The following is an 18,807-nucleotide window of genomic DNA, read 5'->3' on the forward strand; positions in this document are numbered from 1 at the left end:
TGATATTTACCAATTATCTGTACGGAATGGGAAGAGAGGCAGGTTGCCTGCATTTGCCATATTGCCGAGCTGGAAGTTGCGGAAACAGTAGCGAAGGGCTACTGGTTTCTTTACCTCAGGACTGGTTACGATGACGCACTCATTCCAAGGATCGTTGCCTTCCTGCCAGAAGTGCTTGGCTGTAGCCTTATGGAATACCTTATCTTCGCCTGCAACTTCGAAACCTTCGATACCTTCAAAGCGGTTGTAGGCTCCGTAGGTGTTGTCGAAATGCACCTTTACTGTATCACCTACAATCTTCATCTCCTTGAAGGTCATGCTCTCGCTGAAGAGTCCCTTCATGCCATAGGTCTTGCTGAGTGCCTGGAGTGCAAGACGTTCGCCTACAGGCTGTTTCTGACATGGATGAATCTGCTCAACCTCGTATGGGTAAACCAGGTCTTCGGTACAGACGATGCCGCTGTTTGGAATCACCTTGGCTGCATTGAACTGCTGTTCACGGAGCTTAGGTCCCCAATCGCCATTTACGTCGCCATTATGATAAGGTGCAATCTGTACGAAATAGAATGGCAGTTCGCCCTGCTTGAAGTCTCTGCGCCACTGGGCAACGAGGTCGGCAAGACGTTTGGTATACTGGCCGTCCGGGTCGCCCACGTTAGAACATCCCTGATAGAAGAGAATACCCTTTACGCTATAGTTGAGGATAGGGTGGAAAGTTCCGTTACCCCAGAGAAGAGGGTAGAGGAAATCCCACTTAAACTTAGGGTTCTTGGTCATCTTTACAGAGTCGAGATCTTCCTTGGTGTTCTTCTTCAGGTAGTCGCGGTCGAGCCAGCTTTCTACACGGCTTCCACCCTTGTTTGCCATGACCAGACCTACCGGAATATCAAGAGTCTTGTTTATAACCTGTGCAAAGAAGTATCCTGTAGCAGATGCATCGCCTACGGTTTCCGGGTTAACTTCCTTCCATTCGCAGTTGGCATCGTCTAACGGCTTACTGCTCATTACGCTAGGAATCTTTACGTAATGTACGCCTTTGTACTGGTTTGCTTCGAGCACCGCCTTGTTGTAACCTTCTACAGGGCAGTTGCCGAATCCTTTTACAGGCATCTCCATGTTGCTCTGACCTGCACAAACCCATACTTCTCCTGCCAGCACATTGTTGAGAGTGGTCTTTTCGCCATCATCGAAAGTGATGGAGAGTGGGGTGTAGCTCGCCTTCGGGGTTTGTACTTTGATAGCCCATTTGCCATCCTTTCCGGTCTTGGCAGAATATTTCTGCCCAGACCATGAGGTGGTTACCTCTACGATGGTTCCTGGTTTGTCCCATCCCCAGAGGCTAGCCTCTGTGTTTTGCTGTAAAATCATGTTGTCACCCAAGATGTGTGGCAACTTTACTTTAGCCTGCGCTCCTGTTGTGATAAGTGCCAAGGCTGCCATTGCTAAAAATTTCTTATTCATTTTTTAGGGTTTAAAAGTTTATCGTTTTTTGTTCTTAAGTTCCTTGTATGGTTTGTATTCTGATATTGCCATCTATGTTATCATGAAAGCAGATACAGAACTGACGTTAAAGAATAAGAGTTAGAAGCTGGAAGATGAAAAACCGAAACTGTTCTCTTCAAACTTCTAACTCCTGGTTATCTTAAAGAAGGTTCTTGATGGCTGCCTCTATGTCCTTAATCTGTGCATCACGTGCCTGCAGGGTGTTGGTGCGGTCAATCAGGAAGAAGGTAGGAATGCTCTGGACATTGTAGAGAGCCAGACTCTTGCCCTGAATGCCATCTTCATCGCGTACGCAAATCCAAGGGATGGCAGCGGTAGAGGTCTTCCAGAAGTGCTCGTCTGGGTCTACTGATACCTGATAAATCTCCAGTCCGGCAGCATGATACTTGTTGTAGAGTTCACGCAACATCATGATGCGCTTGGTGCTCTCTTTGCTGGCGAAGAGATGGAAGTCGAGCAGTACCACCTTGCCCTTGAGGTCGGAGAGACGGCGTACCTGTCCCTTGTTGTCCTGAAGTGCAAGTTCGATGCATCCGTTTACGCTCACCTTGCTGGCCTCAATCTGCTGCTGTGCCATCTGGTTCTCGATGATGCGGATGTCCTTCATTCCCTCGATGGCGATATTGTGGAGGTTCTTGCCACGCTCAGCGCCAGGATAGTAGGTATCCCAACTGGTTGCTACGGCAGCAAATACCTTCACGTCGTCTTTGTTGTTGCGAGGGTTGAAGATAAGTGTATTCACATTGCCCAACTGTACCGTTTGGAAGAGCGCATAGTAAGCGTATGCCTTCATTGGCTCCTTGAAGATGTAGTTGGTCTTGATGTCCTGTTTGTAAGCCTGAAGCATGCGGCCTACGATGGATTCGATAGAATCGTTGCCGATGTTAGGATCTTTCACGAGCCCGTTGATATTGCTCTGGAGAGTCATCTGCTTAAGAGACAGCTCCTTAATCTTGTTGCAGTTTTCAGAACCTTCCACTTCGTATTTGAAGCTCATCTGCGGATAAGCCGCCTTTACCTTGACGGTTTCTGTAGAATCGATGGAAAGATTGATGGTTTGGTTGGCGATGCGTAAGCGGTAGAACTCTGGGGTAACAGAGTCCATGGCAGCCTCGTCGAAGGCAAAGGCGCCATCCTCGCCCAGTTTCACAGAGTCGATTTTCACAGGACCGTTCAGGCTGATGTTCTCCAGATAGAGCATAGAGTCCTGAGCCTCTGTGATATTGCCGTTGATGTGGAATTTCTTGTTGTTACAAGAAGTCAAAGCCAGTGCAGCTACCATAATCGCTGCCACTGAAAAGAGTCTAGTTATCTTCATGAATTTTATTATTTTGCAAAATTATCGAGTGCAAAGATAGTAATAAAATTGCGAATAATGTACCTTCTATAGATAAATTATTTAAAAAAGTGGAAAATAATTGCTGATTTATTTGTTTATTAATAATTAAAGAGGTATCTTTGCAGCGTTTTAGATATTTTAGATGTTAGACAAAACAATAAGTTTTTTAATTTAGATGAACGTAATTACAAAAAGTGTTCAGTTGCCTGATGGAAGAACCATCACAATTGAGACCGGAAAAGTTGCAAAACAGGCTGATGGTGCTGCGGTTCTCCGCATGGGTAACACAGTACTTCTCGCAACTGTTTGTGCAGCAAAGGATGCAGTTCCGGGTACAGATTTCATGCCTTTGCAAGTAGATTACCGTGAGCAGTACAGTGCTGCTGGTCGTTTCCCTGGTGGTTTCACCAAGCGCGAAGGCAAGGCTAGCGATGAGGAAATCCTTACCTCTCGCCTCGTGGACCGTGCTCTGCGTCCACTTTTCCCTTCTAACTACCATGCAGAAGTTTACGTACAGGTAATGTTGCTCTCAGCCGATGGTGTTGACCAGCCAGATGCCCTCGCAGGTTTCGCTGCTTCAGCTGCCATGGCTTGTTCAGATATTCCTTTCGAGTACTATATCTCTGAGGTTCGTGTAGCTCGTATCAATGGTGAGTATGTTGTTAACCCTACATTCCAGCAGATGGAAGAGGCTGACATGGATATCATGGTTGGTGCTACCAAGGACAATATCATGATGGTAGAAGGTGAGATGAAGGAAGTTTCTGAGCAGGATCTCATTGGTGCCCTCAAGGTGGCTGCCGAGGCTATCAAGCCTATGTGCGAGCTCCAGTATGAGTTGGCTAAGGAGAAGGGTACTGACGTGAAGCGTGAGTACGACCACGAGATCAACGATGAGGAACTCCGTGAGCAGATTAAGTCTGAGCTTTACAAGCCAGCTTATGATATCAACCACCAGGCTTTGGAGAAGCATGCACGTCAGGATGCTTTCGACAAGGTTTTGGCTGATTTCCTCGAGAAGTATGACGCTGCTCATACCGATCTTTCTGAGGAAGACTTGGAGGAGAAGCACGCTGAGGCTACCCGCTACTATGATGACGTAATGCGCGATGCTATGCGCCGTTGCATCCTCGACGAGGGCTTGCGCCTTGATGGCCGTGCTACTACAGAAATCCGCCCTATCTGGTGCGAGGTTTCTCCACTCCCAATGCCTCACGGAAGCGCTATCTTCCAGCGTGGTGAGACCATGTCTCTCTCTACATGTACTCTTGGTACAAAGATGGACGAGAAGCTTATCGACGGTGTGCTCGAGAAGAGCTACCAGCGCTTCCTCCTTCACTATAACTTCCCTCCATTCTCTACAGGTGAGGCTAAGGCTCAGCGCGGCGTAGGCCGTCGTGAGATTGGTCACGGTCACTTGGCATGGCGTGGCTTGAAGGGTCAGATTCCTACAGACTTCCCTTACACAGTACGTTTGGTAAGCCAGATCTTGGAGTCTAACGGTTCTTCTTCTATGGCTACTGTTTGTGCCGGTACTCTCGCCCTGATGGATGCAGGTGTTCCTATGAAGAAGCCAGTTTCTGGTATCGCTATGGGTCTTATCAAGAACCCAGGTGAGGACAAGTACGCTATCCTCAGTGATATCCTCGGTGATGAGGACCACTTGGGTGATATGGACTTCAAGACCACTGGTACCCGCGATGGCTTGACTGCTACACAGATGGATATCAAGTGCGACGGTTTGAGCTTCGAGATTCTTGAGGAGGCTTTGATGCAGGCTAAGGCTGGTCGTGAGCACATCCTCAACTGCATGATGGAGACAATCTCTGAGCCACGTGCTGAGATGAAGCCACAGGTTCCACGTATCGTAGCATTCGATATCCCTAAGGAGTTCATCGGTGCTGTTATCGGCCCTGGTGGTAAGATTATCCAGCAGATGCAGGAGGATACTGGTGCTACTATCACTATCGAGGAGACTGATGGTAAGGGTCACGTCCAGGTATCTGCTCCTAACAAGGATTCTATCGATGCAGCTTTGGCTAAGATTAAGGCTATCGTAGCTGTTCCTGAGGTTGGTGAGGTTTACGAGGGTACTGTTCGCTCTATCATGCCTTATGGTTGCTTCGTAGAGATTCTCCCTGGTAAGGATGGTTTACTCCACATCTCTGAGATTGATTGGAAGCGTCTTGAGACAGTTGAAGAGGCTGGCATCAAGGAAGGCGACAAGATCAAGGTGAAGTTGATGGAGATTGATCCTAAGACTGGCAAGTACAAACTTTCTCATCGTGTATTGATGGAGAAGCCAGAGGGTTATGTAGAGCGTGAGCGTCGTCCACGTCCTGAGCGCGGTGAGCGTCGCGGTCGTCGTGATGATCGTCATGAAGGTCGTGGTGAGCGTCCAGCTCGTCAGCCACGTCGTTACGAGCATCGTAATGATGAGCAGGCTCCTAAGGAGTTCAACGACTCTTTGGATCACAACAATGATGTAGAATAATCTGCGTATTAGACACATTATTATATATAAAGGCACATTCCGCATAGGAATGTGCCTTTTTTTTGATATTGCTTTCTCTGGTTATTGCCGGATATAGTATTTGTAAATGGGAATGGAGAATGCAAAGTGGGATAAAATGTGGATAAACAAAAAGAGTCACAAGTAAAACTTGTGACTCTTTTCTGCGCTTCAAGATGGGCTTGAACCAACGACCCCCTGATTAACAGTCAGGTGCTCTAACCAACTGAGCTATTGAAGCAATTTGCTATGAAAGAAGATGAGTTACGAGGCTAACCTGAAACTCTCTTGCGCTTCAAGATGGGCTTGAACCAACGACCCCCTGATTAACAGTCAGGTGCTCTAACCAACTGAGCTATTGAAGCGTTTTTTCTGTAAAGAACATGACGTTCCTTATTTGCGTGTGCAAAAGTACTAACTTTTCTTCATTCTGCCAAATTTTTTGCTGACTTTTTTCGCTTTTTCCCTAAAAAAGTGTATTTTTTCTTATCTTTGTGCCACTTTTTGCCTATTTTATGGCGTTTTTCGCAAAGAAATGAGTACTTTTGTGGTCGAAATCTTCTCCCGAGGGCGAATGCCGTGAAGAGGGGGAGAAAATAACCAATAAGTTGAATCATATACAATTAAATAAGGTAACAATGAAAAGAATACTGTTCTCCTTGCTTATGGTGCTCCTGGCAGTTCCTACTTTTGCCCAGGTTGACAAAGATCATGACTTCAAAGCCGCAAAGAATATGGAAATATTCAATGCCATCTACAAAAATCTCGATTTGATGTATGTTGATACGCTCGATGCTGAAGTTGTGGTCGGAAATGGTATCAATGCCATGTTGCGTAGTCTCGACCCTTATACTACCTATTATCCTGAGCAGAAGATGAAGGAACTCAAGAACCTGCTCACCGGCAAGTATGCGGGTGTAGGTGCGGTGATACGCTACAATTTCCAGTTGCAGCGCGTCTGTATCAGCGAGCCTTACGAGAATATGCCTGCTGCAGAAGTGGGACTGAAGAAGGGTGACATCATCCTGAGTATTGATGATGAGGATATGACCAATAAGGAGGTGAGCTACGTCAGCGATCATCTTCGTGGTGACCCGGGTTCTTCTTTCATGCTGAAAGTTAAGCGTCCAAGTACAGGCAAGACGATGAAGGTGAAGGTAACACGCCGTACCATCCAGTTGCCGTTCTTGCCTTATTATGGCATGTTGGAGGGTAACATCGGTTACATCAACTTCAATTCCTTTACCGAGCAGTCAGCCAAGGAAGTGCGTCGTGCTTTCATCGATTTGAGAAAGCAAGGAGCCAAGAGCCTTGTCTTCGATCTGCGTAATAATGGTGGTGGTTCTGTTACCGAAGCGGTCAGCATCATCAATATGTTCTTGCCTAAAGGTAAGACAGTCTTGGAGATGAAGGGAAAGTTGCAGCGTTCTAATCATGTTTATAAGACCACGGTTGAACCGATAGATTCCGTTATGCCGATGGTGGTGTTGGTGAACGAGAATTCAGCCAGTGCCAGTGAAATCATGAGCGGCAGTCTGCAGGATTATGACCGTGCTGTAATATTAGGTACGCGCACGTATGGAAAGGGATTGGTGCAGACTACCATGGATTTGCCTTATAACGGACAGGTGAAACTTACTACTGCTAAATATTTCATTCCTAGCGGTCGATGCGTTCAGGCACTCAACTATAAGCACGATAAGGGTGGTTATGTGGAGCATGTTCCCGACTCTCTTACCAAGGTGTTCTATACCGCAGGTGGCAGAGAAGTGAGAGATGGAGGTGGCGTGAAGCCGGATGTAGAAGTAAAGCCTGATTCTTTGCCAAACATCGCCTTCTATCTGGCTGGTGCCCGCGACAGTAATGAGGTGATGCTTAATTATGAGGTTGATTATATCGCCAAGCATCCTGCTATTGCTCCTGCGAAGGAATTCTCGCTGACCGATGCCGACTATGATGAATTCAAGACACGCGTATTGAAGGCTAACTTCCAGTACGACCGTGAAACAGAAAAGTATCTCAAGGACTTGGAAAAACTCGCTAAGTTTGAAGGCTACTATGATGATGCCAAGGCAGAGTTTGAGGCTTTGAAGAAAAAGCTGAGCCATAATGTGGCAAAGGATCTGGATTATAACAAGGATTACATCAAGCATCTGTTGGAAAATGACATCGTTTCTGCCTATTATTTCCAGCGCGGTGCCATCCAGAATTCCATGCGTTATGACAAGCAGATTAAGGAAGCAGTAAAATTGCTGAATTCTCCATCAGAATACGAAAAAATACTGCATCCTGTGAAGAAATAAGTACAAAAACGTGCACAATCGATTAAAAATGTGCACGTTGCGAATAAAAAGTTGCATTTTTTTTGGCTAATCACAAAAATATTTGTAATTTTGCAACGTTCAGTGGAATGAGGGGCTCACAAGAGTTCCTCATTTTATTTTAATAAGGTATATATGATTGATAAAAACGTCGTAAAAAAATTAGTTGAAGAATGGCTCCAAGATAAGGAATATTTCTTGGTAAGCATTGAAATCAGTCCCGACGATAGAATCGTTGTTGAGATTGACCATGCCGATGGAGTATGGATTGAGGATTGTGTTGCCTTGAGTAAGTATATTGAGGATCATTTGAACCGTGACGAGGAAGACTATGAGCTCGAAGTTGGCTCTGCAGGCTTGGGTCAACCGTTCAAAGTTCCGCAGCAGTATATCAATTTCATTGGCAAGGAGGTAGAGGTGCTTGATGCCGACGGCAAGAAGGTGAAGGGTATCTTGAAAGCTGTAGAAGGAAATGACTTCACAGTTGGCGTTGAAGAAAAGGTAAAGGTTGAAGGTAAAAAACGTCCGGTTAAGCAGGAGGTTGATCACGTTTACCAGATGGATAAAGTAAAATATACAAAATACATAATTAGTTTCAATTAAGTTATGGCTAAAAAAGAGCAAGAATTGACAGCGAGTATGATTGATACATTCCGCGAGTTTAAAGAAACAAAGAATATCGACCGTACTACATTGGTAAGTGTATTGGAGGAGAGCTTCCGTAATGTACTTGCCAAGATTTTTGGTAGTGACGAAAACTTTGATGTCATCGTGAACCCTGACAAGGGTGACTTCGAAATTTATCGCAACCGTATAGTTGTTGCTGATGGCGAAGTTGAAGATGAAAATAAGGAAATTACACTTTCTGAGGCTCGTAAGATTGAGCCGGATTACGAGGTTGGTGAGGATGTAAGTGAGACGGTTGACTTCAATAAGTTTGGTCGTCGTGCCATCTTGACTCTTCGTCAGACTTTGGCTTCCAAGATTCTTGAGTTGGAGCATGATTCACTCTACAACAAATACAAGGATCGCGTAGGTCAGGTTATCTCTGGTGAGGTTTATCAGGTTTGGAAGCGCGAGGTTCTGATTGTAGATGATGAGAACAACGAGCTCATGTTGCCTAAGACTGAGCAGATTCCTGGTGATACTTACCGCAAGGGTGAGACTGTTCGTGCGGTCATCCTTCGTGTAGACAACGAGAACAATAATCCAAAGATTATCTTGAGCCGTACTGCTCCAATCTTCCTGCAGCGCCTGTTGGAGGCTGAGGTTCCTGAGATTGCAGACGGTCTGATTGCAATCCGCCGTATCGCACGTCTTCCGGGAGAGCGTGCTAAGATTGCTGTTGAAACATTCGATGAGCGTATCGACCCGGTTGGCGCATGTGTAGGTGTTAAGGGTAGCCGCGTTCACGGTATCGTTCGCGAACTTTGCAACGAGAATCTCGATGTCATCAACTACTCAAGCAATACCAAACTCTTCATTCAGCGTGCGTTGGCTCCAGCCAAGGTTTCTTCAATCAATGTTGATGATGAGAACAAGAAAGCAGAGGTTTACTTGCAGCCTGAGGAAGTTAGTTTGGCTATCGGCCGTGGCGGTATGAACATCAAACTGGCTTCTATGCTTACAGAATATACCATCGACGTATTCCGTGAGGTAGACGAGAATGAGGCCGATGAGGATATCTACTTGGATGAGTTCTCTGATGAGATTGACCAGTGGGTTATCGATGCTATCAAGGGCATCGGTCTTGATACTGCCAAGCAGGTACTCAATGCACCTCGCAACTTGCTGATTGAGAAGGCCGACCTCGAAGAGGAGACCGTTGATCATGTACTCAGCGTGTTGCGCGCCGAATTCGAACAATAATTCCCTTGCCAGCGAGTGCTTGCAGGGAATCTAACTTTAAAAATAGGAGAATAAATAATTTATGAGCATCAGATTAAATAAAGCACTACGTGAATTAAATATAGGACTTCAGACGGCAGTTGAATTCCTAGAGAAAAGAAAAGACCTGGGAGATGTCAAGGCAGAACCGAGCTTCAAACTCACCGACCAGCAATACAAGGCATTGAATGATGCCTTCAGTCAGGACAGAGAGGTTCGTGATCAGGCTGAGAAACTCTTTACCAAAAAAGCAAAAGATAAGAAGCGTGCGCCAGAGCAGAAGGACAATCGCGCTGAAAGCTTGTTGGAGTCTAATGGACAGCAGCAGTATAAGCCGCTGGGAAAGATTGACTTGGACAATATCGGTAAGAAGCCTGCTGCAGAGTCTGTTGCGGAAAAGCCTGAGACTGCTGCCGTCAGTCCTGAGCAGAAGAAAGACGCTCCTAAGGCTGAGCAAAAGAAGGAACAGAAGCCACAACAGGCTTCTCAGCATAAACAGCAAATGAAACAGGAAAATCATCAGAAATCACAGCAGTCAAACGCTCAGATGAATAAGCAGAATGCTCCTCAGGGAAAGAAAGAGCATCATCATGCTAAGAATGAAACTGCACAGCATTCTGCTGGCGCAGCAGACAACAGCGTGTTTACTCTCAAGAGTGAGAAGAAGTTTACTGCTAATGAGCCTAAGGTGTTGGGCAAGATAGATTTGTCTTCTCTCAACCAGAGCACTCGTCCTAAGAAGAAAACCAAGGAGGAGCGCCGCAAGGAACGTGAGGAGAAAATGGCTCAACAGCACAATGAGCGCAAAAAGCGTGTTCGTATCAACAAAGAACGTGTTGACATCAATGCCGAAGCTAAGAATAATGGCGGAGGTAATGGCAACAACGGCGGTAATAACAAGAAGAACAAAAACCGCAACAGAAATAATAACAATAATAATCGCGGCAATAACAACAACCGCGGCAACCAGCGCCAGATCGAGGTTGATGACGAGGCTGTAGCACGCCAGGTTAAGGAGACTCTTGCACGTTTGACCAGCAAGAGTCAGAACAAGAAGGGTGCTAAGTACCGTAAGGAGAAGCGTGAGGCTGTTCAGGAGAAGTTGCAGGATCAGGCTCGTCAGGAGCAGAAGGAAAGCAAGACCCTGAAACTTACTGAGTTCGTTACCGTTAGCGAGTTAGCTACGATGATGGATATCAGCGTTACTCAGGTTATCTCTACCCTGATGGGCGTAGGTATCATGGTATCTATCAACCAGCGCCTGGATGCAGAGACCATCAACATGGTAGCTGAGGAGTTCGGTTTCAAGACCGAATACGTGAGTGCCGAGGTTCAGGAGGCCGTGAGCGAGGAAGTGGATGATGAGAACGACTTGGTTCCACGTGCTCCAATCGTAACCGTCATGGGTCACGTAGACCATGGTAAGACCTCTTTGCTCGACTATATCCGCAATACCAATGTGATTGCCGGTGAGGCGGGTGGTATTACCCAGCATATCGGTGCATACAGTGTGACCCTGAAAAGCGGTCGCAAGGTAACCTTCCTGGATACTCCAGGTCACGAGGCGTTTACCGCCATGCGTGCCCGTGGTGCCCAGGCTACCGATATCGCCATCATCATCATCGCAGCCGATGACTCTGTGATGCCAACTACCAAGGAGGCTATCGCTCATGCGCAGGCTGCTGGTGTGCCTATGGTATTCGCAATCAACAAGATTGATAAGCCAGGTGCTAACCCAGACCGTATCCGTGAGGACTTGGCTAACATGAACCTGCTCGTAGAGGAGTGGGGTGGTAAGTATCAGTGCCAGGAAATCAGTGCTAAGAAGGGTATCGGTGTTCACGATTTGCTCGACAAGGTGCTCCTCGAGGCTGACATGCTCGACTTGAAGGCTAACCCTAACCGTCGTGCTACAGGTACCATCATCGAGTCTTCTCTCGACAAGGGTCGTGGATATGTTTCTACCGTATTGGTTGCCAACGGTACCTTGAAGGTAGGCGACATCGTACTCGCAGGTACTTCTTGGGGTCGTGTTAAGGCGATGTTCAATGAGCGTAATGCCAACATCAAGTCAGCAGCTCCTGCAGAGCCAGCTATCATCCTCGGTTTGAATGGTGCGCCTACTGCAGGTGACCAGTTCCACGTAATCGAAACAGAGCAGGAGGCTCGCGAAATCGCCAACAAGCGTGAGCAGCTGCAGCGTGAGCAGGGCTTGCGTACTCAGAAGCGCTTGACCCTGGGTGATATCTCTCACCGTATCGCACGTGGTGAGTTCCATGAGTTGAACGTCATCGTGAAGGGTGATACCGATGGTTCTGTTGAGGCTTTGAGCGACTCATTCATCAAGCTTTCTACCGAGAAGGTTCAGGTGAACGTGGTGAACAAGGCTGTGGGTCAGATTTCAGAGAACGACGTGATGCTGGCATCTGCTTCAGATGCAGTCATCGTTGGTTTCCAGGTTCGTCCATCTGCCGATGCTCGTAAGGCTGCCGACCGTGAGGGTGTTGAAATCAACACATACTCTATCATCTACGATGCTATCGACGATATCAAGAGTGCGATGGTTGGTATGCTCGACAAGGTGAAGAAGGAAATCGTTACCGGTCAGGTTGAGGTTAAGCAGACCTTCAAGATTTCTAAGGTGGGTACTATTGCCGGTGGTCTCGTTACCGAGGGTAAGGTACACGCTAAGGATAAGGCTCGCGTCATCCGTGACGGTATCGTGATACGTACTGCTGAAATCGGTGCCTTGAAGCGTTACAAGGACGATGTTAAGGAGGTGGTTACCGGTATGGAATGCGGTTTGAGCCTCGTCAACTACAACGATATCCAGGAGGGCGACGTTATCGAGACCTTCACTGAGATCGAGGTAGAGCAGAAATTGTAATATAGCATATATTATATATAATAAGGTAGGGATGAGTCCTCAGCGGCTTATCCCTATTTAGGGTTAAAATAACGAAAGGTTATTCTAAATAAAATGGCAGAGAAAGAACAAGAAAAGAATCAGTTTGTCAAGCAGGTGGCTGAGCAGAAGTATGAATTCGGCTTTACCACTGATGTACATACTGAAATCATAGAAAAGGGTCTCAACGAGGATGTTGTGCGCCTGATCTCGCAGAAGAAGGGAGAGCCAGACTGGATGCTCGAATTTCGTCTGAAAGCCTACAATTACTGGAAGACGCTCAAGGAGCCAAAGTGGGGACACGTTCACGTGCCACCTATTGACTACCAGGAGATTTCATACTATGCCGACCCTTTGGCAAAGAAGCCAAAAAACAAGGAGATTGATCCTGAGTTGGAGAAAACATTCGACAAACTCGGTATTCCTCTGGAGGAACGTCTGGCTTTGAGCGGTACCGCCGTAGATGCCATCATGGACTCTGTGTCGGTAAAGACTACTTTCAAGGAGAAACTCCGTGAGAAGGGCGTCATCTTCTGCAGTATTGGTGAGGCTGTGAAGGAGCATCCTGATCTGGTAAGAGAGTATCTGGGAACCGTAGTTCCTTATCGTGATAACTTTTATGCAGCCTTGAACAGTTGCGTATTCAGTGATGGCTCATTCGTTTATATTCCTAAGGGCGTCCGCTGTCCGATGGAGTTGAGCAGTTACTTCCGCATCAATGCCCGTAACACCGGTCAGTTTGAGCGTACATTGATTATCGCTGATGATGATGCTTACGTTTCTTACCTGGAGGGATGTACAGCGCCAATGCGTGATGAGAACCAGCTCCATGCGGCTATCGTAGAGATTATCGTCAAGGATAATGCTGAGGTGAAATACTCTACCGTTCAGAACTGGTATCCTGGTGATGAGCATGGTAAGGGTGGTGTGCTGAACCTGGTAACCAAGCGAGGCGACTTGCGTGGTGTGAACTCTAAGTTGAGCTGGACTCAGGTAGAGACGGGTTCTGCGATTACCTGGAAGTATCCTTCCTGCATCTTGCGTGGCGACAACTCTGTAGCTGAGTTCTATAGTGTAGCTGTTACCAACAACTATCAGGAGGCCGATACAGGTACCAAGATGATTCACATGGGTAAGAACACCAAGAGTACCATCATCTCGAAGGGTATTTCGGCTGGTCATAGCCAGAACTCCTATCGTGGTCTGGTTCGTGCCACATCCAATGCCGACAATGCACGCAATTACAGTTCCTGCGACTCTTTGTTGCTGGGCAGCGATTGTGGAGCGCATACCTTCCCATATATGGATGCCCATAACGACACAGCCGTGTTCGAGCATGAGGCAACTACCTCGAAGATTTCAGAAGACCAGCTCTTCTATTGCAATCAGCGAGGCATTCCTACCGAGGAGGCTGTCGGCTTGATCGTAAACGGTTATGCCAAGGATGTGCTCAACAAGTTGCCTATGGAGTTTGCCGTTGAGGCACAGAAACTCCTGAGTGTTTCACTCGAAGGAACTGTAGGATAAAAAATGAATAGAAAGTGAGGCTTGTGATGAAAAAGTGTATCTTGTTATTGCTGTTGGCAGTGCATTTGAATGCTTTTGGTCAGATTCTTTCCAAGATAAGACCTGTAAATTTGACTGCTCAACAAGATTCGATTGTAAGAGGTTTTGCTTCTCAGTATAGGCCGATATATACTGTTGATGGGCATTTTTATGGCTATTTTAAGTTGGATGCTTCTGCTCCATCTTCAACGGCTTCTATCATGCTGCAAAATAACAGTGTTTCAGCTTTCTCACATGATATTATACTCTCTGGTGAATGTAGCTTCGTGGTGTTAGACCCTCCTCCTTTGTTTGAACAATGGGGGTGGACCAAGCCACCTACATTGTTAGAATCAGTATGTGATTTATTAATTGACACAATTTTATAACAATTATGTTAGAGGTAAAGAATCTGCATGCTACTATTGCAGGCAAAGAAATATTGAAAGGTATCAACCTGACTATCAACGATGGTGAGATACATGCTATCATGGGACCTAACGGTTCCGGTAAGTCAACCTTGAGCGCTGTGCTCACGGGTAACCCTCTCTATACCGTAACTGAGGGTGAGGCTATCTTCAACGGCAAGAACCTCCTGGATATGAAGCCAGAGGACCGTGCCCGTGAAGGCTTGTTCCTCTCTTTCCAGTATCCGGTGGAGATTCCTGGCGTATCCATGACCAACTTCATGCGTGCGGCTATCAATGCCAAGCGTGAGTATCAGGGTTTGGAACCATTGAATACAAGCGAATTCATGAAGCTGATGCGTGAGAAGCGCGAGTTGGTGGAATTGGACAGCAAGTTGGCTCGCCGTTCAGTAAACGAAGGTTTCTCGGGTGGTGAGAAGAAGCGCAACGAGATTTTCCAGATGGCTATGCTGGAGCCAAAGCTTTCTATCCTCGATGAAACCGACTCTGGTCTCGACGTGGATGCGATGCGTATCGTGGCTGACGGTGTGAACAAGATGCATACCGACAAGACTTCTGCCATCGTCATCACTCACTACGAGCGTCTGCTCGATATGATTAAGCCAAGTGTGGTTCACGTACTCTATAAGGGTAGAATCGTGAAGACTGCCGGTCCTGAACTTGCCAAGGAGATTGAGGCTCGTGGCTACGACTGGATCAAGGCAGAAGTAGATGAGAAATAATAGGGAGGATGGCTATGCATTCAGAAAAACAATATTTAGACTTGTATCAGTCTTCTTCGAGAATAATCAAGAAGAACAGTGCTGAGGTGCTTAATGCGGTGCGCGATGCTGCGTTTGAGGACTTCCATCGTCTGGGCTTCCCTTCCCGAAAGGTAGAAAGATACAAGTACACAGATATGAGCGCCATCTTCGAGCCAGACTATGGCTTGAACTTGAATCGTCTGGAAATTCCGGTAGATCCATACGAAGCTTTCCGCTGCGATGTGCCTAATCTGAGCACTTCGCTCTACTTCGTTGTAAACGATGCTTTTTATAACAAAGCATTGCCTAAAGTAGAGCTTCCGGAGGGCGTAATTGTGGACTCTTTGAACAAGATTGCTGCAGAAAACCCTGAATTCATCGGGAAATACTACGCTAAGATTGCCAAAACCGACGAAGATGGCATCACGGCATTGAATACATTCCTGGCACAGGATGGCTTGCTGATTTATGTTCCAAAGAATGTAAAGGTAGAGCGAACCATTCAGGTCATCAATATTCTCCGTTCGGATGTTGATTTGATGGTAAACCGCCGTGTACTCATCGTGATGGAACAGGGTGCTGAGGCTAAGTTCCTCTTCTGCGACCATGCAGCCGATGACAAGAACTTCCTCGCAACCCAGGTTATCGAGGCATTCGTAGGCGAGAATGCCAGTCTCGACCTCTATTGCCTGGAGGAGACTCATTACAAGAACCGTCGTGTCAGCAACGTGTATATCGAGCAGCAGGCTAACAGCCGTGTAAACCATAACGTCATCACGCTTCATAACGGTATCACCCGCAACCGCCTCGACCTCGTATTCAAGGGCGAGGGAGCTGAGTGCTTCTGCAATGGTTGTGTGATTGCCGACAAGAACCAGGTGGTTGATAACAATACGCTCATCGATCATCAGGTAGGTCATTGTACCAGCAACGAACTTTATAAGTATGTGCTCGATGGTGAGGCACGTGGTGCTTTTGCCGGTAGAGTATTGGTTCGTCATGGTGCCCAGAAGACTATTTCTCAGGAAACCAACCAGAACCTCTGTGCAACGAAGACAGCCCGTATGTTCACCCAGCCGATGCTGGAGATTTATGCCGATGATGTGAAGTGTGCGCATGGAAGTACTGTTGGTCAGCTCAACGATGCCGCATTGTTCTATATGCAGCAGCGTGGTGTGAGCCGTGAGGAGGCTAAGTTGCTCCTTCAGTTTGCATTTATCAACGAAGTCATCGACAAGATGGAGCTGGAGCCATTGCGCGATCGCCTGCATCATCTCGTAGAGAAGCGATTCCGTGGTGAACTCAATAAGTGCGAGGGCTGCAAGCTTTGCAAGTAGATAATATCCTTTTAAAGGAGTTAAGTTCTTAAAAATATGTATGATATCAATCAAGTAAGAGCAGATTTCCCGATTTTATCGAGAAAGGTCTATGATAAGCCATTGGTGTATCTGGATAATGCGGCAACCACGCAGAAGCCATTGTGCGTGCTCGATGCCATGCGCGACGAGTATCTCAATGTAAATGCCAATGTGCATCGTGGTGTTCACTATCTCTCTCAGCAGGCTACCGACCTTCATGAGGCAGCCCGCGAAACCGTGCGAAAGTTTATCAATGCGCCTAAGGTTGAGGAAGTCATCTTTACCCGTGGCACTACAGAGAGTCTGAATCTCGTGGTTTCATCGTTCTGCGATGCCTTTATGAGCGAGGGCGACGAGGTGATTATCTCTACCATGGAGCATCACTCCAATATCGTGCCTTGGCAGTTGCAGGCTGCCAAGAAGGGAATTGCCATCCGTGTAATCCCAATCAACGATAAAGGTGAGATTAACCTCGATGAATTCGCCAATTTATTTACCGAACGCACCAAAATCGTGAGCATTGCCCAGGTGAGCAACGTGCTCGGTACGGTGAATCCGGTAAAAGAGATGATAAAGATAGCTCATGAGCACGATGTACCTGTCATGGTGGATGGCGCTCAGAGTACTCCTCATTTTGCTGTGGATGTACAGGATATGGATTGCGATTTCTTCGCTTTCAGCGGACATAAGATTTATGGTCCTACTGGTATCGGTGTGCTTTACGGCAAGGAAGAATGGCTCGACAAGTTGCCTCCTTATCAGGGCGGTGGCGAAATGATTGAGAGTGTAAGTTTCGAGAAGACTACTTTCGAGAAGTTACCTTTCAAGTTCGAGGCTGGTACTCCTGATTATGTAGCTACCCACGGTCTGGCAAAAGCCATCGATTATGTTTCTGCACTCGGCATGGATAACATTGCCAAGCATGAGCAGGAATTGACCCGTTACTGTATGGAGCAGATGCGAACCATCGATGGAATCAGGCTTTTTGGTGAACAGGAGGGCAAAGATGCCGTTGTCAGCTTCTTGGTTGGTGATATTCATCACATGGATATGGGCACCTTGCTCGACCGTCTGGGCATCGCTGTACGTACCGGTCATCATTGCGCTCAGCCTTTGATGGACCGCTACGGCATTCTCGGCACCGTTCGTGCCAGCTTTGCCCTATATAATACAAAGGAAGAAATAGATGCGCTTGTAGCGGGCGTTAAACGAGTGGCTATGATGTTCTAAGGAAAAATCATTTTAGCCGTTTACAGCGCACGTAAAAGCCTTATTTAGCCAACTGGCGAGCGAAAGACAACCTACTGGCAAGCAAAGAACAGCCAACTGGCGCTACTGCGGACAGTTGGCTGTTTGCGTTTGGCAGTTATCAGAAAGTTGAGGTTGGAATGCCCAAATACTCTTCACTCTTCACCCTTTTGCCGTAACGTATTGTTATACTGATACTTACGCGCTAAAGAGGCGCTCTGACTCTTCACCCTCTCTTCACCGCCTGGTGCTATGAGGGTGAAGAGTAGGTGAAGAGTGGGTGAAGAGTGGGTGAAGAGTTAAAATGCCCTTATCTTTGTAACTGCCCTATAATTAGGCGGTTACAAAATAGAGGTGAAGAGTGAAGAGATAAACGTAAAATTCATCATAATTATGTTAGAAAGTCATTATTATAAGGATATGGTAGAGGCTGGCTGCGATGAGGCTGGCAGAGGATGTCTGGCAGGCAGCGTATATGCAGCAGCCGTTATCCTTCCGCCCGGTTATCAGAATGCCGAATTGAACGACAGTAAGAAGCTCACAGATAAGAAGCGCAAGGCGCTCCGCGAGCAGATAGAGCGTGATGCTGTAGCTTGGGCTGTGGGCATTGTTACTCCCGAAGAAATCGATAAAATCAATATCCTCAACGCCAGTTTTCTGGCCATGCACCGTGCCCTGGACCAGCTCAAGGTTCGTCCGGAGGCAGTTATCGTGGATGGTAACCGCTTCAAACCCTACAAGGATTTGCCTTATACAACCATCGTAAAGGGTGACGGCAAGTATCTGTCTATTGCAGCTGCCAGCATCCTTGCCAAGACCTATCGTGATGATTACATGGATGCGCTGGCAGAAGAATATCCGCAGTACGACTGGAAAGGCAACAAGGGTTATCCTACCAAGAAGCATCGTGCTGCCATCAGGGAATTTGGAGTCACTCCATATCATCGCATGAGTTACAATCTTTTAGGAACAGGTGAACTCTCACTTGATTTTAAAGACTAGGCATCATAGCTGTAGT

General features: G+C 46.9%; 13 protein-coding genes and 2 tRNA genes. 11 read left to right on the plus strand and 4 right to left on the minus strand.

From position 1 onward, the window contains the following. Positions 1–6: 6 nt before the first annotated feature. Both ONT19_RS12795 and ONT19_RS12800 read right to left on the minus strand, forming a co-directional pair. On the minus strand, positions 7–1,461 hold the full coding sequence (locus tag ONT19_RS12795; RefSeq protein ID WP_264952126.1) for a sialate O-acetylesterase: 1,455 nt from the start codon (positions 1,459–1,461) through the stop codon (positions 7–9). A gap of 181 nt (positions 1,462–1,642) precedes the next feature. Next, positions 1,643–2,821, minus strand: coding sequence for a TlpA disulfide reductase family protein (locus ONT19_RS12800; RefSeq protein WP_022120778.1), 1,179 nt, complete (start codon positions 2,819–2,821; stop codon positions 1,643–1,645). Between the two features lie 196 nt (positions 2,822–3,017). Here ONT19_RS12800 and pnp point away from each other — a divergent pair, with 196 nt between their 5' ends. Then, on the plus strand, positions 3,018–5,336 hold the full coding sequence (gene pnp, locus ONT19_RS12805) for a polyribonucleotide nucleotidyltransferase (RefSeq protein WP_022120777.1): 2,319 nt from the start codon (positions 3,018–3,020) through the stop codon (positions 5,334–5,336). Between the two features lie 185 nt (positions 5,337–5,521). Here pnp and ONT19_RS12810 read toward each other — a convergent pair. Beyond that, a tRNA-Asn gene (locus ONT19_RS12810) sits at positions 5,522–5,595 on the minus strand. A gap of 50 nt (positions 5,596–5,645) precedes the next feature. Continuing rightward, positions 5,646–5,719: transfer RNA gene (locus tag ONT19_RS12815), tRNA-Asn, on the minus strand. Between the two features lie 273 nt (positions 5,720–5,992). On the opposite strand from ONT19_RS12815, the gene ONT19_RS12820 reads away from it, so the two are divergent. The 10 genes from ONT19_RS12820 (at position 5,993) to ONT19_RS12865 (ending at position 18,791) form a co-directional block, all read left to right on the plus strand. Continuing rightward, positions 5,993–7,657, plus strand: a complete 1,665-nt coding sequence (locus ONT19_RS12820; protein WP_153093589.1) for a S41 family peptidase — start codon at positions 5,993–5,995, stop codon at positions 7,655–7,657. A 153-nt stretch (positions 7,658–7,810) separates the two neighbouring features. Next, positions 7,811–8,278, plus strand: a complete 468-nt coding sequence (rimP, locus tag ONT19_RS12825) for a ribosome assembly cofactor RimP (RefSeq protein WP_006849190.1) — start codon at positions 7,811–7,813, stop codon at positions 8,276–8,278. 3 nt (positions 8,279–8,281) lie between these two features. Beyond that, positions 8,282–9,544: a transcription termination factor NusA gene (gene nusA / locus ONT19_RS12830; RefSeq protein WP_022120775.1), complete on the plus strand. Its 1,263-nt coding sequence runs from the start codon at positions 8,282–8,284 to the stop codon at positions 9,542–9,544. A 61-nt stretch (positions 9,545–9,605) separates the two neighbouring features. After that, positions 9,606–12,449 carry a translation initiation factor IF-2 gene (gene infB, locus ONT19_RS12835; protein ID WP_022120774.1) on the plus strand — a complete coding sequence of 948 codons (2,844 nt, stop codon included), beginning with the start codon at positions 9,606–9,608 and terminating at the stop codon, positions 12,447–12,449. 93 nt (positions 12,450–12,542) lie between these two features. Next, complete coding sequence (sufB, locus tag ONT19_RS12840) at positions 12,543–13,994, plus strand: Fe-S cluster assembly protein SufB (RefSeq protein WP_118139249.1); 1,452 nt, start codon at positions 12,543–12,545, stop codon at positions 13,992–13,994. A 26-nt stretch (positions 13,995–14,020) separates the two neighbouring features. Next, positions 14,021–14,401, plus strand: coding sequence for a hypothetical protein (locus ONT19_RS12845; RefSeq protein ID WP_118081077.1), 381 nt, complete (start codon positions 14,021–14,023; stop codon positions 14,399–14,401). A gap of 5 nt (positions 14,402–14,406) precedes the next feature. After that, on the plus strand, positions 14,407–15,162 hold the full coding sequence (gene sufC / locus ONT19_RS12850) for a Fe-S cluster assembly ATPase SufC (protein WP_022120772.1): 756 nt from the start codon (positions 14,407–14,409) through the stop codon (positions 15,160–15,162). A gap of 14 nt (positions 15,163–15,176) precedes the next feature. Then, the gene (gene sufD, locus ONT19_RS12855) at positions 15,177–16,520 is read left to right on the plus strand and encodes a Fe-S cluster assembly protein SufD (protein ID WP_119237218.1); all 1,344 of its coding nucleotides are present in this window, start codon (positions 15,177–15,179) and stop codon (positions 16,518–16,520) included. Positions 16,521–16,556: 36 nt separating this feature from the next. Beyond that, on the plus strand, positions 16,557–17,771 hold the full coding sequence (locus ONT19_RS12860) for an aminotransferase class V-fold PLP-dependent enzyme (protein ID WP_117695266.1): 1,215 nt from the start codon (positions 16,557–16,559) through the stop codon (positions 17,769–17,771). Between the two features lie 411 nt (positions 17,772–18,182). Further along, on the plus strand, positions 18,183–18,791 hold the full coding sequence (locus tag ONT19_RS12865; RefSeq protein ID WP_118081081.1) for a ribonuclease HII: 609 nt from the start codon (positions 18,183–18,185) through the stop codon (positions 18,789–18,791). Positions 18,792–18,807: the final 16 nt, after the last annotated feature.

Origin of the sequence: Segatella copri (genome assembly GCF_026015625.1) — a bacterium.
Classification (GTDB): domain Bacteria; phylum Bacteroidota; class Bacteroidia; order Bacteroidales; family Bacteroidaceae; genus Prevotella; species Prevotella copri_H.